The sequence below is a fragment of the Bradyrhizobium sp. 26S5 genome (genome assembly GCF_036923295.1).
Taxonomy (GTDB): domain Bacteria; phylum Pseudomonadota; class Alphaproteobacteria; order Rhizobiales; family Xanthobacteraceae; genus Bradyrhizobium; species Bradyrhizobium septentrionale.
Genome location: NZ_CP145948.1, coordinates 5,474,597 through 5,489,134, shown reverse-complemented (window position 1 = coordinate 5,489,134; position 14,538 = coordinate 5,474,597). Strand labels below are relative to the sequence as shown.

Below are 14,538 nucleotides of genomic sequence, written 5' to 3'. Positions count from 1 at the left end.
CCCCGTCCATTCTTGTTCGTTGGGACGGGGATTGTATCGAGCCGCGCCTGCGGAACAAGTGCGGCCTATCGACCGCCTGTCAGCCGTGGACCACCGATTTGGCGATCATGCAGTGAATGCCCTTGGAGCCGTTGACCGTCTGCGTCACCCGCAGGTCGGCGGCCAGGCTGCACAGCGTATAGGCGTCCTCGCGGGACAGATTGCGCTTCTCGCCGAGCAGCACGATCATGTCGCGCAGCGCCCGCACCACGCACTGGTCGAGGTCGGGATCCATCGCCATGGTCATGTAATGATCAGCGGTCTCGGCGCGCGGATAGGCGAGCTTGAGATCCTTGCGCAGGGTCAGGCGGAAGCGGCCGGTGAGCGCGGTCTCGATCGCGGTGACGCAGACCTCGCCGTCGCCCTGCACGCCATGGCCGTCGCCGCAGGAGAACAGTGCGCCGGGCACGAACACCGGCAGATAGAGCTTGGCGCCGGCGCCGAGCTCCTTGTTGTCGAGATTGCCGCCCATCGCGCGCGGGATCAGCGAGGAGATGCGGCCCCAGGCCGGCGGCGGCGAGACGCCCATCACCCCGAAGAACGGCTTCAGCGGCAGATCGAGCCCCCACGGCATGCGGCCGACCATGCGGTCGCGATCGAGTGGGATGTTGAGAAGGCGGGTCTCGTGGAAATCGTCGGGCAGGGTGCCGGACAGCGGCTTGATCAGATTGTAGCCCCAGTCCTGGCGCAGCTGGACGTCGAGAATATCGACCTCGAGCACATCGCCGGGCTCGGCGCCGCTGACCGCGATCGGGCCAGTCAGAATGTGCCCGGGCACCATCCGCTCGTTCTTCGCATGGATGTCGTCGAGCTCCGGCGGCACGACAAACTTGCCGCGGTCGGGCACCACATCCGGACCGCCGCTGACGGTCTCGACCGTGACCTCGTCGCCGCTTGCGATCGTGAGGACCGGCTTGAGCCTGGCTTCAAAGAAGCCCCAATGGCAGGTTTCGGGACTGGACTTCAGATGATGATGGGTCATGTGACTTCTTTTTATTGCGTTCCCGGCGGCGTATGACGCTGTAGCAGAACTTCGCAGAGGCTTCCCTTGTTTTTTGTGCTCTCCAAGACGCTCGGCATCATGCTGCTGCCGATCAATTTCCTGATCGGTATCGGCGTGATCGGCGCCGTGCTGTTGCTGACGCGGTTTGCGCGTCTCGGCCGCAGGCTGATGGTGGGCGCGCTGCTGCTGCTCGCAATCTGCGGCTTCTCGCCGCTCGGCAATGTCCTGATCGTTACACTGGAGCAGCGCTTTCCGCCATGGGACGCCTCGCGTGGCGCGCCTGACGGCATCATTGTGCTTGGCGGATCGATCGATGCCGATCTGTCGGTTGCGCATGGCACGCCGGTGGTGCGCAGCGCGGCCGATCGCGTCATCGCGGCGGCAGCGCTCGCGCGCAGATACCCCAACGCGCGCCTGGTGTTCACCGGCGGCAGCGCGAACCTGATCTCGAACGATGCGCGCGAAGCCGACTATGCCGCCGAACTGTTCGAGAGCCTCGGCATTCCCAGATCGCGATTGATCATCGAGCGCCGCTCGCGCAACACGGTGGAGAACGCTGAATTCTCCAAGGCGCTGGTCGATCCGAAGCCTGGCGAGCGCTGGCTGCTCGTCACGTCAGCCTATCACATGCCGCGTTCGGTCGGCCTGTTCCGCAAGGCGGGATTCAGCGTCGAGGCCTATCCAGTCGACTGGCGCGCCGGCAATGTCATGAGCTTCGCAACGTTTGCGATCGACGGCCTGTCGCGCACCGACGTCGCCACGCGGGAGTGGATCGGGCTCGCGGCCTATCATCTGGCGGGCAAAACCGATGATCTGCTGCCGGGACCGGCGGCGCGCTAGGCCTGTCGTCCATCAGCCAATCCGGCTAACATCGCCACAACAGGCGGCGGCAAGCCGCCGATCACGGGAGTTTTCGCCATGCAACAGCAGACACCACCGGAACAGTTCGACCTCGCGGCAATCGTTGCCGATCTCAACAACCTGCTGCGGCTGAAGACCACGGTCATCGGCATCAAGATGTTCGCCCGCGTCGAGGAGATGGAGGCGATCCCGAAGATCCGGCGTCCGTCGGCGGTCCACACCACGGACCAGATCGTCAGCATGGCCTCGCGGCTCGGCTGGACGGTCGGCATCACCGGCGACGATCTCGTCGGTGCGCAATGCCGCGCGGTGATCGGGCTCGCGCCGCAGGACGAGAAGTGGCTTGCCGGCGAAAGCTATGTCGGCGTCTGGCATGGCACCGCCGAAGACGCGCGCAAGCGCCAGGAGGCGCTCGACGTCGTGCCGTACGGCCGGTACCAGGCGATGGCGGTGAGCCCGCTGACCAGCGGCCGGCTCAATCCGCCCGACATCTGCCTCGTCTATGCGACGCCGGGACAGATGATCATCCTGATCAACGGGCTGCAGTACACCGGCTACAAGAAGTTCGAATGGGGCGTGGTCGGCGAAACCGCCTGTGCGGATTCGTGGGGGCGGGCGCTGAAGACCGGCGAGCCGAGCCTGTCGCTGCCGTGCTTCGCCGAGCGCCGTTATGGCGGCGTGCCCGACGAGGAGATGCTGATGGCGCTGCCGCCGGCCTATCTGGTGAAGGCGATCACCGGCATGAAGCAGCTCGCCAAGAACGGCCTGCGCTACCCGATCGCGCCCTATGGCATTCAGGCCGACGTGCGCGCCGGCATGGGCGTGTCCTACGCCAAGAAATAGCTGATTGCGTCGCCGCGCCCGCAATGACAAAAGGGCGCCCAATCGCAGGGAGCCTGATCCATGTCCTCGTCGAAACTCGATATCGTCGTCTATGGCGCAACCGGCTTCACCGGCCAGCTGGTCGCCGAATATCTCGCCGCGCATTATCGCGACGGCAGCCTGAAATGGGCGATGGCCGGGCGCAGCAAGGACAAGCTCGCCTCGGTTCGCGACGCGATCGGCGCGCCTGCCGATACGCCGCTGATCGTGGCCGATGCCGGCGACGCCGCGTCGCTGAAGGCGATGCTGGCCCAGACCAAATCGGTGATCTCGACGGTCGGTCCGTATCAGCTCTACGGCAATGAGCTGATCGCGGCCTGCGTGGAAAGCGGCACCGACTATTTCGATCTCTGCGGCGAGCCGGTCTGGATGCGGCAGATGATCGACAAATACGAAGCCGCGGCAAAGGCCAGCGGCGCGCGCATCGTGTTCTCCTGCGGCTTCGATTCGGTGCCGTTCGAGCTCGGCACCTTCTTTGTCCAGGACGAGGCCAGGCGCGTGTTCGGCGCGGCCGCACAGCGCGTCAAGGGCCGGGTGCGCGACATGCGCGGCACGCTGTCCGGCGGCACGGCCGCGAGCGCCAAGGCGACTTTCGATGCGGTCGCCAAGGACCTCAGCCTGGTTGCGATCCTCAACAATCCGTTTGCGCTGACGCCGGGCTTCGAGGGCCCGAAGCAGCCGCGCGGCAGCAAGCCGGCCTATGAGGACGATCTGCACTCGTGGACCGCGCCGTTCATGATGGCGCTGATCAACACGCGCAACGTCCACCGCTCCAACATGCTGATGGGCTTTCCCTACGGCAAGGAGTTCATCTACGACGAGATGGTTCTGACCGGTCCCGGCGAGAAGGGCGAGGCGAATGCAAAACGCGTGATGGCGTTGAATGCCGAGAAGACCGGTCCGAGCGCGCCGAAGCCGGGCGAGGGACCGTCGAAGGAAGAGCGCGAGAACGGCCGCTACGATCTGCTCTATCTCGCGGTCGCGCCCGACGGCCGCATGGTCCGCGCCGGCATCAAGGGCGATCGCGATCCCGGCTACGGCTCGACCTCGAAGATGATCTCGGAATGCGCGATCTGCCTGCTGCGCGATACCCCAGATGTCGCCCCCGGCTTCTGGACCCCGGGGGCCGCGATGCAGCACAAGCTCATCAAGCGCCTGGTCGATCGCGCCGGGCTGATGTTTGAGGTCGAGAAGTAGTTCGCGTAGCCTTCTTCAGTGTCATCGCCCGGCTCGACCGGGCGATCCAGTATTCCAGAGACGCCTGTGCTCAGCGGAGAAGCCGCGGCGTACTGGATGCCCCGCTTTCGCGGGGCATGACAGCCACATGCTACGCCGCTGCGCGTGGATCATACGCGTACATAAAATCCATGCCCTTGGACGACACCGGCAAGATCAGCTTCAGCATGTGATCGCGCAGCCAGGCGCCGGTCGGGCTGAACTCGCGCTTGTTGTTGCCGTTGCGGCGGGCGATCGCGACGATCTTCTCGGCGCGCGGGCGCCGCTCGTGCTCGAAGGCCTGGAACGTCAGGCCAAGCTCTTGGCCGTCGCGCATCAGCACCGCGAGCCGCAGCGCATCTTCCAGCGCGAGCGACGCGCCCTGGCCGGCATGCGGGCTGGTGGCGTGCGCGGCGTCGCCGATCAACAGCGTGCGCTTGCGCGACCAGGTCGGCAGCGTTGCGACGTCGAGCGTGTCGGTCACCACGATATTCTCCGCGGCCTCGATGATCTCGGGGATCGGCGCGTGCCAGCCGGCGTGGAAATCGCGCAAATGCTGCCTGATGGCGTCCTGGCTTTGCAGCCGGTAGGCCGCCGCGGTCATGCCGTGCGACGGCTGCGTGCTCCACCACATCGCACCGGTCTCCGGATCGGGGCTACACAGCCCGTAGCCGAAGAAGCCGCTTTGCCCGAACGTGCTCTCCACCTTCTGGCCGATCGGCAGGCGCTCGATCATGGCGCGCGGCACGAAGCCGCCGAAGCCGATCAGCCCGGTGTCGAACGGCGTCGGCCCGTCAGGGATCACATGCCGCCGCACCGCCGAATGCACGCCGTCGGCGCCGATCACGAAATCGCCCTCGGCGGTGGTGCCGTCGGCGAAATAGGCTGTTACGGGCTGGTCGCCGCGATCCTCGATCTTCACCAGCCGCTTCTCGAAGAACACCGAGACGTTCGAGGCCCAGGCCTTGTCGATCAAGGTCTCGTTCAGGGTCGCGCGGCACATGTTCACCGCGGGCTGGCCGAAGCGCTGCTGCATGTTCTGGTTGAGCGAGCCGAGCTTCTTGCCGCCCTGCGAATAGAAGTCGAAGGATTCGGCGATCGAGCCGTTACGGATCAATTCGTCAGCGACGCCAAGCTCCGCCAGCACGTGCATGCCGTTGGGCGCGATCTGCAGCCCGCCGCCGATCCCGGTCGAATAGGGCCAGGCTTCATAAAGCTCGGCCTCGATACCGGCGCGGGTCAAAAACATCGCGGTCACCGGACCTGCGATGCCGGCGCCGATGATCAGAGCTTTATGGGGACGTGACGTCATGCCTTGCTCCATGCATCCGTGTGGGGTAGGAAGGGTTAGCAGCTAATCATCTTAGATGCTAAGATATTTATCGACTAAGGTATGAGGTGAAGCTTGTCAAGCGCGAAATCGCGCGCCGCCTTGCTGCAGGAGCTGGAAGAGGCGCTGCGGCGGTCGTCGGCGCAGGGCGTGCTGTACGGTCAAGCCGTTGCGAACGTGGCTGGAATTTCCGGTTCCGATCTCGAATGCATCGACATCGTCTTCCTGGAAGGACGCGTGACGGCAGGCCGCCTTGCCGAGGTCACCGGATTGACCACGGGGGCCATCACCGGCGTGATCGACCGGCTGGAGAAGGCCGGCTATGTGCGCCGCGAGCGTGACGAGAGCGACCGGCGCAAAGTGTTCATCGCGGTCGTGCCGGAGGCCGTCGAGAGGATCGGGCAATTCTATGTGCCGATGCAGCAGGCGATGGCGAAGGTCTTCAGCCGCTATAGCGAGGACGAGCTTCGCCTGCTGATGCGCTTCACCATTGACGGCTACAAGGGCGTATTGGAGGCGACCGCGGCGCTGAAGACCGTGATCGATACGCCGCCGGAGCAGCGCGCCAATCTCAAGATGTCGCCGAAGTCTCGCCGGTGACCTGCGCCGCCGTCGCGCGGTAGCGCTCGGCCGCCGCGTACATGCCCCACATCGTGCCCAGCATCATCCAGAAATGCCGCCAGTGGTCGGTATCGATGATGAAGCTCTCGCCGACGAAGCCGAGAAACCCCGCGAAAATGGCGAGATAGGCGCGCTGCCACGGCACCCGCATGTAGATGTAGCGGAAGCCGATGAACGCGCTGACGAACACCAGCGCCGGATAGCAGATCCCCGAGATCCAGCCGCCCGACATGAAGGCGTTGAGATAGGAATTGTGGGTGTCCTCGGGGAAGTAGGTGTGGAATTGCAGCGGCCCGATGCCGAACGGCAGCTCGAGCGCCATCTGGGCGCCGAGGATGTGACGCCCGAACCGGCCGAAGCGGCCTTCGTCATAGCTCTGGTCGAAGCTCGCGCGCTGCTTGAACATGTCGGCGACTGAGCCGATCGAGAGCAGCACCGCGATCAGCGCCACCGCCAGGACCGCGGCGATCAAGGTCATCACGATGATGCGCGAGCGCTGCGCCTGCGTGCGGCTGGTGAACACCATCATCGCCAGCATGAAGGCCGCGGTGATGACGAGGCCGCCCCAGGCGGCGCGGGAGAACGACAGCAGGATCGCAAGCGAGATGATGCCGAAGGCGATGGCATTGCGGAACGCCTTGCCGAAGTGGTCGGAGACGACGCTCTGCAGCGTGAACAGCGCCGGCAGGATCAGGAACGCGCCGAGCACGTTCGGATCCTTGAAGGTGCCGCGGGCGCGGTCGTACAGCGTCAGCAGATCGTAGCCGCCGGGCACCAGACGGAAATAGCCGGCGATGCCGGCGAGCGAGGCGATCATCGCGCCGACGATCAGTCCCCGGCGCAGCATGTCGAGGCGGGCTTCGGTATCCTCCGACATCACCATCGCGAAAAAGATGACGGTGACGGCCATGTACCAGGAGGTGAGGACCCAGTTCACCACCTCCGGCTTGTCGAGGAACGGCACCGCGCCGATGCTGTAGCCGACATTGAGCACGATCAGCGTGAACAACAGCGGCATGAACACGAGCCGCATGCGCAGGCCCGTGGCGAAGAACACCACGCAGGCGGTCAGCGTGACGAGTTCATACGGGCTCGGCTCGATGAACGCGATGGCGCCGGACGCGCCGGCCAGCCACACCAGCGCCCGCTGCAGCGCCAGCACGCCCGCTGGCGCGGATGTCAGCGAATGGGACGTCCCGGCTGTCGCCGCATAGGCCATCGGATACTCACGCAACGCAACAGATACACAAGCTGACGCTCGCCTCGGCGAAGGAGTATCAGCGACAGGCAATCGATCTCAGTACGCGTTCTCGTTCTTGGTCAGCAGCGAGAGCGGCGTCTTGAGCAGGATGTAGAGGTCGAACAGCACCGACCAGTTCTCGATGTAATAGAGGTCGTATTCGACGCGCTTCTGGATCTTCTCGTCGGTGTCGACCTCGCCGCGCCAGCCGTTGATCTGCGCCCAGCCGGTGATGCCGGGCTTGACGCGGTGGCGCGCGAAGTAACCGTCGACGGCCTCGTCGAACAGCTGGTTCTGCAGCTTGCTCTGCACGGCGTGCGGGCGCGGACCGACCAGGGAGAGGTTGCCCTTCAGCACCACATTGAACAGCTGCGGCAATTCGTCGAGGGAGGACTTGCGGATGAAGCGGCCGACGCGGGTGACGCGCGGATCGTTCTTGGTCACGACCTTGGAGGCAGTGGGATCGGCCTGGTGGTGGTACAGCGAACGGAATTTGTAGACGTCGATCCGCTCATTGTTGAAGCCGAAGCGCTTCTGGCGGAACAGCACCGGGCCGGGGCTGTCGAGCTTCACCGCGAGCGCCACCAGCCCCAGCACCGGCAGCGCGGCGAGCAGGGCAAGGCCGCCGACCACGCGGTCGAACAGCCATTTGAGCACCAGATCCCAGTCGGTGATAGGCGCCTCGAAGACATCGAGCGTCGGCACATTGCCGACATAGGAGTAGGAGCGGGGGCGGAAGCGCAGCTTGTTGGTATGGGCCGACAGGCGGATGTCGACCGGCAGCACCCAGAGCTTCTTCAGCATCTCCAGGATGCGGGTCTCCGCCGAGATCGGCAGCGCGAACAGCACGAGGTCGACGCGGGTGCGGCGGGCGAACTCGACGATGTCGTCGACCTTGCCGAGCTTCGGCGAGCCGGCGCAGGTATCCATGGCGCGGGAGTCATTGCGGTCGTCGAACACGCCGAGCACGTGGATGTCGGAATCATCGTCGGCATTCAGCGCCTCGATCAGGTGCTCGCCGTTCTGATCGGCGCCGACAATGATGGTGCGGCGGTCGAGCCGCCCGTCATGCGCCCAGGCGCGCACCATCGATCGCAGCAGCACCCGCTCGGCGATCAGCACCACGAGACCGACGCAGAAGAACGACGACAGCCAGACGCGCGATACCTCGCCGCCGAGCTTGGCCAGGAAGGAGACGCCGATGAACAGCAGGAACACGAAGGCCCATGACGAGATCATCCGCGTCATCTGGCGGAGCTGGCCGCGGAAGATCTGCACCTGGTAGATGTCGGCAGCCTGGAAACAGACCACCGCCGCGGCCGACATGCCGAGGATCGAGGCGATGTATCCCCAATGGATGCCGCCGGCGAGCGGGCGGACATAGGCGAAATAGAGCCCGACGCCGACCAGGCTGAGCAGCACGAAATCGGCGACGCGGACCACGCCCGCGATCACGACCGGCGAATAGGCGCCGCGAACTTTCTGATTGGTAACGGCGAGTGCGGCCGGCGACAGGCGCCGGCGGCGTTCGACCTGCGGCTTGGCAGCCGTTGCAGACGCAGCGGCATCCAGCATCGAGCGTGCGTTAAACGGTTCCACGAGTCCACGTCCATTCCTGCGCATGCAGATGGGCATCCGCGCGCTGCAGCGAAATTCCCCTGGACGTGACTTAAGGGGACAAATCGGAAGAAACGGTTACGTGTGCAAGAAGTGGTTAACGTTTGGCAAATGCGTCGCGGTAGCCGGCCAGCACACCCTCGACCATCGCGCTCTGCGAGAAATGTTCGGAAATCCGCTCACGCAGTTTCTGCGCGCGCGTCGCGGTCGCTGTGGGATTGTCGAGCGCTGCCTTGATGGCGTCGGCCATCGCAGCGGCATTGCTGGGCGCGAACAGGGCGTCGGTGTGGGTGTCGAAGATCTCCGGGATGCCGCCGACATTGGCGGCGATCATCGGAACGCCGGCCGCACTCGCCTCGATCACCACGTAAGGCATCGAATCGCCGCGCGAGGGAACCACCAGCAGGCTGCCCTTGGAGAAGCCGTAGCGCGCCTTGACATGGCCGATGAAGCGGACGGCATCTCCGAGCGACAGCCGCTTCACCTGCTCCTTGAGCCGCTCGAACTCCTCGCCATCGCCGCCAAGCGTCAGCGTCACCGGCTTGCCATCGGCGCGCAATTTCGCCACCGCGTCGATCAGGAGATCGGCGCCCTTGATGCGCCGGAACTCGCCGACATAGGCCACATCGGTGGCGTCGTCGGCCCTCGGCACCGGCTCGAATTCCTCTGATGTGACGCCGTTGAAGACGCAGCGCACGAGGCCCGCCGGCTTGCCCACGGTCCGCTGATAGGTGTCGCGGGCGAACGCGCTCTCGAACAGGAACAGGTCGGTGCTGTTCATCAGCGTGCGCTCGAGCTGGCTGTAGAAGCGGCCCTTCCAGGTGTCGAGTGGGTAATGCAGTGAGCCGCCATGCGGCGTGTAGACCCGGATCACCTTGTCCGACCGCCGCCGTAGCCGGACATAGGCGCCGGCCTTGGCGCCATGGCCGTGCACGACATCGGGCTTCAGCGTGCGGATCAGGCCGGCGATGTGCGCCCAGACCATGAAGTCGGCGAAGCGCGGCTCGCGGCGTATCGCCACCCGGTGGACGCCGAGCTTGAGGCGTGGCTCGATCTCGGCCAGCACGGCGTCGGCACGCGCGCCGCCGGTCAGGCTGTCGGCGACGATGCCGACATGATGGCCGCGTTCGATCTGGCCGTTGGCGACATCGAGGATGTGACGAATGATGCCGCCGACCGGGGCACGGACGACATGCAGGATGCGCAGCGGCTGTTCCTGATTCTGTGCCATCGATCAGAACCAGCGTTCGCCGACGAACACGGTGTCACCGGGGCCGAGCGGCGTGCCCAGCGGCACGACGAAGCGGCCCGCGCCCGATGCATCGGTGTGGGTGAGGGTGACCTGGTCGCGCCTGGCGCGCGGCGAGAAGCCGCCGGCGATCGCGACCGCGCTCTCCACCGTCATGTTGGGCACATAGGGATATTGGCCGGGGGCTGCGACTTCACCGAGGATGAAGAACGGCCGATAGGACTCGATCTCGACCGCCACCGAAGGCTCGCGGATGAAGCCGTTGCGCAGCCGCGCGGTGATCTCGGCGGCAAGTCCCGCAGGCGTCCGGCCGCGCGCCGGCACCGAACCGATCAGCGGCATGGTGATCGCGCCGGCCGCGCCGATTGCATAGGAGTTGGTCAGGCCTTCCTGGCCATAGACCACGACGCGGAGCTTGTCGCCGGGGCCGAGATTATAGCCGCTGTGCGGCGGCACGGGCTCGGCATAGGCCGCGGGAGTAGCGAAGGGCGGCTGGGCATAGGCCATCGAATCGAGGCCGGGGTCGCCGGCGACCGGCGACGTCCGGCCCATGCAGCCCGACAGCGCGAGCGCAGCAATCAGACAAACAAGGGGAGCGCGCAAATCGCGCATGTCAGGAATCCCGAGAAAATACCGGCCCCCGATTAACGGCACGCATGGTTAACAAAGAATGACGGCGTGGTGGCGGCGGCCATCTCCGTCAACCGCGCCGATTAACCCAGCAGCAACCTTAATGGACTGTAATCGCGGCCATTGAGGTGGAATCGCGGCGTCCGCGGGAGTTCGTTATGCGTTTTGCATTCTGGCGTAGAGGCAAGGAAAAGGCCGTCGTGCAACGGGCGTTGCCGAAGTCCGCGCCCGTTGCCGACGAGGTCGGCGTCAAGCCGGCCCCGCCGAAACCTGCTCCCGACAAGCCGGCGGCTCCGTCCGAGGCAGCCGATCTCGATCTGCATGTGCTCGGCCGCGCGCTGGCGCGTAAGCGCGGCTGGATCATCGTGCCGACTATCCTCGCGTTCGCGTTGTCGCTGGCCGCCGTCAATATCGTGACGCCGCGCTACAAGTCGGAAGCGCGAATCCTGATCGACAATCGCGAGAACGCTTTCCTGCGCCCGAACGGCGAGCGCGACCTGGAGCGCAGCTCGCTCGACGCCGAGGCCGTGACGAGCCAGGTGCAGCTGCTGCTGTCGCGCGATCTCGCGCGCGACATCATCAAGAAGAACAAGCTCGCCGAGCGTCCGGAGTTCGATCCGGTGCTGCGGGGCTTTTCCCCGCTGAAATCGCTGCTGGCGCTGTTCGGCATCGGCCGTGACCCGTTCAGCCTGACGCCGGAAGAGCGGGTGCTCGATTCCTATTACGAGCGCTTCCAGGCCTACGCGGTCGACAAGTCGCGCGTCATGGTGATCGAATTCCAGTCGGAGGATCCCGAGCTTGCGGCGCGCGTCGCCAACTCGATCGCGGACGGCTATCTCGTGCTGCAGCAGGGGGCGCGGCAGGATCAGGCCAAGTCCGCCAGCACCTGGCTGCTTGGCGAGATCGACAAGCTGCGCACGAAGGTTGCGGAAGCGGATTCGCGGGTCGAGGAATTCCGCTCGAAGTCGAGCCTGTTTGTCGGCACCAACAACATCCCGCTGTCGAACCAGCAGATGGGCGAATTGAACACGCAGCTCAACAATGCCCGCGCGCTGAAGGCCGATGCCGAGACCAAGGCGCGGTTGATTCGCGAGATGCTGCAGGGCGGCAAGCCGATCGAGGCTTCGGAAGTGCTCAATTCCGAGCTGATCCGCCGGCTGGCCGAACAGCGCGGCACGTTGCGCGCGCAGCTCGCCGAGCAGTCGTCAACGCTGCTCGACAACCATCCGCGCATCAAGGAGTTGAAGGCGCAGATCGCCGACCTCGACCGGCAATTGCGCGAGGAGGCCGGCAAGATTTCGCGCTCGCTGGACAACGATGCCCGCGTCGCCGATGCCCGCGTCCAGGCGCAGCAGGCTGGTCTGGACCAGTCGAAGAAGCAGGCGTCGTCGAGTAACAGCCAGGACGTGCAGCTGCGCGGGCTGGAACGTGAAGCCAAGGCGCAGCGCGACCTGCTGGAAGCCTATCTCGCCAAATATCGCGAGGCGACCTCACGCGAGAATATCGAGGCCGCGCCGACCGACGGCCGCATCATCTCGCGCGCCACGGTCTCGAACACGCCGGCCTATCCGAAGAAGCTGCCGATCGTGCTGATCGCGACGCTGGCGACGCTGTTGCTGTCAGCCGGCATCATCATCACCGGCGAGCTGCTGCGCATCTCGGCGCCCGGTGCGGTTGGCCGCGCCTTCGCACCGGCAGCGGCCGTGATCAGGCGCCGCGAGCCGGTCATGGAGACCGCGACCGCGGACGAGCCGGCACTGACGCTGCCGGCTGAACCCGAGTTCGAATCGCCGCTCGCACCCCGGCTGCCGCAGGAGCCTGAACTGCCCCTGGAACCCACGGTTGCGCATGAACCTGTTCTGAGCGAGCCGCAGCCTGCGCCCGCCGAGATCGTCGACGAGATCGACGAACTGGCCGAGCATTTTGTCGCGGCCGGTCCCGCCGCCCACAAGGTCACGATGCTCGGCCCGGCCGCCGGCGAGAGCGTCACGATGACCGCGCTGACGCTGGCGCGTCTGATGGCGCGCCAGGCCAAGGTCGTGGTCGTCGATCTGGTCGCGTCCTCGCCGGTGCTGACGGCGGCCACCGTCGACCCCGCAGCACCCGGCCTTGCCGAACTGATGCAGGGCGAGGCGACGTTCGCGCAGATCATCACCAAGGACCGGCAGTCGCGGGTTCAGATCGTCAGCGCCGGACGTCCGGGCTTCGATCGCAGCCACCTGCAGTCGCCGCGGCTGGGGCTTGCGATCGACGCGCTGCTGCGGGTCTATGACCACGTGCTGCTCGACGCCGGCACGGCCGTCGACCTGCCGGCCGAACTGCTGACCGCGAAGGCGCAGGCGGTCGTCGTGCCCGACGCCGGAATGGCGCAGGATGCGCGCCGCTCCATGGTCGATCAGCTCAGGGCCGTCGGCTTCTCCGAAGTGACGATGCTGAGCAAGCCCTGCGCGCCGTCGGAAGCGGTCGTTGCCGGCCCGCGGGTGGTGGCGGCCTGACCGCCACCGTCAATGCGCCATCATCGGCTCGCGCATCGAACGTTCGAGCACCGGATCGATTCGCAGCCGGATCGTCACCAGCGCGCCGATCAGTCCGACGACCGCGAGCAGCAGCAGGCCTGCGGTAAATCCGCCGGTCAGGTCCTTCAGGTAGCCCATCGCGAACGGGCCGGCGAAGCCTGAGAGATTGCCGAGTGAGTTGATCGCGGCAATGCCCGCCGCGGCCGAGGCGCCATTCAGGATGCTGGCCGGCATCGGCCAGAACATCGGCGGCACCGACGAAACGCCGATCTGCGCGATGCAGAGCAGGCCGATGATCAGCACCGGACTAGAGACCAGTCCGGCGAGGCCGATGCCGACTGCGGCCAGCGTCAACGCGCCGGCAACATGGTATCGCCGCTCGCCGGTTTTATCGGAATGGCGGCCGAGCAGGACCATGCCGATCGCGCCGAACACGAAGGGCAGGGCGGCGATCAGGCCGGTCTGGGTGTCGGTGACGCCAAACGCCTTGATGATGGTCGGCAGGAAGAACGCGACGCCGTAGCTTGCGGCGTTGAGGCAGAAATACACCAGCGCGCAGGCGAGCACCCGCGAATCGGTGAGCGACTGCAGCACCGAGATGTGCTCCACCGCCTCCTTCTTCTGCCTCTCGATCTCGAGCGTGTTCTGGACCCACTTGATCTCGTCGGGTTGCAGCCAAGTCGCCTGGCGCGGGAAGTCGGGCAGCATGATCAGAACGGCGAAGCCGACCAGCACCGACGGCAGCGCTTCCAAGATGAACAGCCACTGCCACCCGCCCAGACCGGCACCCGACACATTGAGCAGCAGGCCCGAGATCGGCGCGCCGATGATGCTGGAGATCGGGATCGCCAGCATGAACAGGCTGATGACGCGCGCCCGATAGACCGTCGGGAACCAGAGCGTCAGATAGAAGATGATGCCGGGGAAGAAGCCGGCCTCGCAGGCGCCGAGCAGCAGGCGCAGGAAGTAGAAGATCCACTCGCTCGACAGGCCGCTGGCCGCGGACATCTGCGGGATGAAGGCGAATGCCGCGGAGACGATGCCCCAGCTGATCATGATACGGGCGATCCAGCGCCGCGCGCCGAACCGCTCCAGAAGGATGTTGGAGGGCACCTCGAAGAAGAAGTAGCCGATGAAGAACAGTCCCGCGCCGAGCCCGTAAGCGGCTTCGCTCAGCCCGAGCGCGGTGTTCATGTGCAGCTTGGCAAAGCCGACATTGACGCGATCGAGATAGGCCACGAAGTAACACAGGATGAGGAACGGAATCAGCCGCCGCATCATTTTCCCGATCGCGCGCTTCTCGACATCGTCGGTCATCGTTCCCATCCCTTCTGG

At 65.6% G+C, this 14,538-nt stretch carries 12 protein-coding genes; 5 read left to right on the top strand and 7 right to left on the bottom strand.

The window, feature by feature from the left end; genetic code table 11:
* Positions 1-79 precede the first annotated feature (79 nt).
* Positions 80-1,021, bottom strand: a complete 942-nt coding sequence (locus V5279_RS25580; protein ID WP_338689127.1) for an acetamidase/formamidase family protein — start codon at positions 1,019-1,021, stop codon at positions 80-82.
* Positions 1,022-1,087: 66 nt separating this feature from the next.
* On the opposite strand from V5279_RS25580, the gene V5279_RS25575 reads away from it, so the two are divergent.
* The 3 genes from V5279_RS25575 to V5279_RS25565 all read left to right on the top strand — a co-directional run bounded on the left by V5279_RS25575 (position 1,088) and on the right by V5279_RS25565 (position 3,982).
* Positions 1,088-1,882 (top strand): YdcF family protein, encoded by a 795-nt coding sequence (locus tag V5279_RS25575; protein ID WP_338689125.1) that lies wholly within the window; start codon positions 1,088-1,090, stop codon positions 1,880-1,882.
* Positions 1,883-1,960: 78 nt separating this feature from the next.
* Positions 1,961-2,746 (top strand): DUF169 domain-containing protein, encoded by a 786-nt coding sequence (locus V5279_RS25570; protein ID WP_166294676.1) that lies wholly within the window; start codon positions 1,961-1,963, stop codon positions 2,744-2,746.
* Between the two features lie 60 nt (positions 2,747-2,806).
* Positions 2,807-3,982: a saccharopine dehydrogenase family protein gene (locus tag V5279_RS25565; protein ID WP_338689120.1), complete on the top strand. Its 1,176-nt coding sequence runs from the start codon at positions 2,807-2,809 to the stop codon at positions 3,980-3,982.
* A 130-nt stretch (positions 3,983-4,112) separates the two neighbouring features.
* Here V5279_RS25565 and V5279_RS25560 read toward each other — a convergent pair whose 3' ends face one another.
* Entirely contained in the window at positions 4,113-5,312 is a 1,200-nt protein-coding gene (locus tag V5279_RS25560; RefSeq protein ID WP_338689118.1) for an FAD-dependent oxidoreductase, read from the bottom strand.
* A gap of 93 nt (positions 5,313-5,405) precedes the next feature.
* Between V5279_RS25560 and V5279_RS25555 the strand changes: the two genes are divergently transcribed.
* Entirely contained in the window at positions 5,406-5,930 is a 525-nt protein-coding gene (locus V5279_RS25555; RefSeq protein WP_166294682.1) for a MarR family winged helix-turn-helix transcriptional regulator, read from the top strand.
* Here the strand turns inward: V5279_RS25555 and V5279_RS25550 are convergent.
* The 4 genes from V5279_RS25550 to V5279_RS25535 all read right to left on the bottom strand — a co-directional run bounded on the left by V5279_RS25550 (position 5,902) and on the right by V5279_RS25535 (position 10,669).
* The gene (locus V5279_RS25550; RefSeq protein WP_338689115.1) at positions 5,902-7,170 is read right to left on the bottom strand and encodes an O-antigen ligase family protein; all 1,269 of its coding nucleotides are present in this window, start codon (positions 7,168-7,170) and stop codon (positions 5,902-5,904) included. The genes V5279_RS25555 and V5279_RS25550 overlap by 29 nt on opposite strands.
* 78 nt (positions 7,171-7,248) lie before the next feature.
* Complete coding sequence (locus V5279_RS25545; protein ID WP_029082829.1) at positions 7,249-8,790, bottom strand: undecaprenyl-phosphate glucose phosphotransferase; 1,542 nt, start codon at positions 8,788-8,790, stop codon at positions 7,249-7,251.
* A 115-nt stretch (positions 8,791-8,905) separates the two neighbouring features.
* Positions 8,906-10,039, bottom strand: a complete 1,134-nt coding sequence (locus tag V5279_RS25540) for a glycosyltransferase family 4 protein (protein WP_338689112.1) — start codon at positions 10,037-10,039, stop codon at positions 8,906-8,908.
* A gap of 3 nt (positions 10,040-10,042) precedes the next feature.
* Positions 10,043-10,669 carry a polysaccharide biosynthesis/export family protein gene (locus V5279_RS25535; RefSeq protein WP_338689110.1) on the bottom strand — a complete coding sequence of 209 codons (627 nt, stop codon included), beginning with the start codon at positions 10,667-10,669 and terminating at the stop codon, positions 10,043-10,045.
* A gap of 176 nt (positions 10,670-10,845) precedes the next feature.
* Here V5279_RS25535 and V5279_RS25530 point away from each other — a divergent pair, with 176 nt between their 5' ends.
* A complete protein-coding gene (locus V5279_RS25530; RefSeq protein ID WP_338689108.1) occupies positions 10,846-13,182 on the top strand; it encodes an exopolysaccharide transport family protein in 2,337 nt (778 codons plus the stop codon).
* Between the two features lie 9 nt (positions 13,183-13,191).
* On the opposite strand, the gene V5279_RS25525 is transcribed toward V5279_RS25530, so the two are convergent.
* Complete coding sequence (locus V5279_RS25525; protein WP_414645620.1) at positions 13,192-14,529, bottom strand: MFS transporter; 1,338 nt, start codon at positions 14,527-14,529, stop codon at positions 13,192-13,194.
* Positions 14,530-14,538 lie beyond the last annotated feature (9 nt).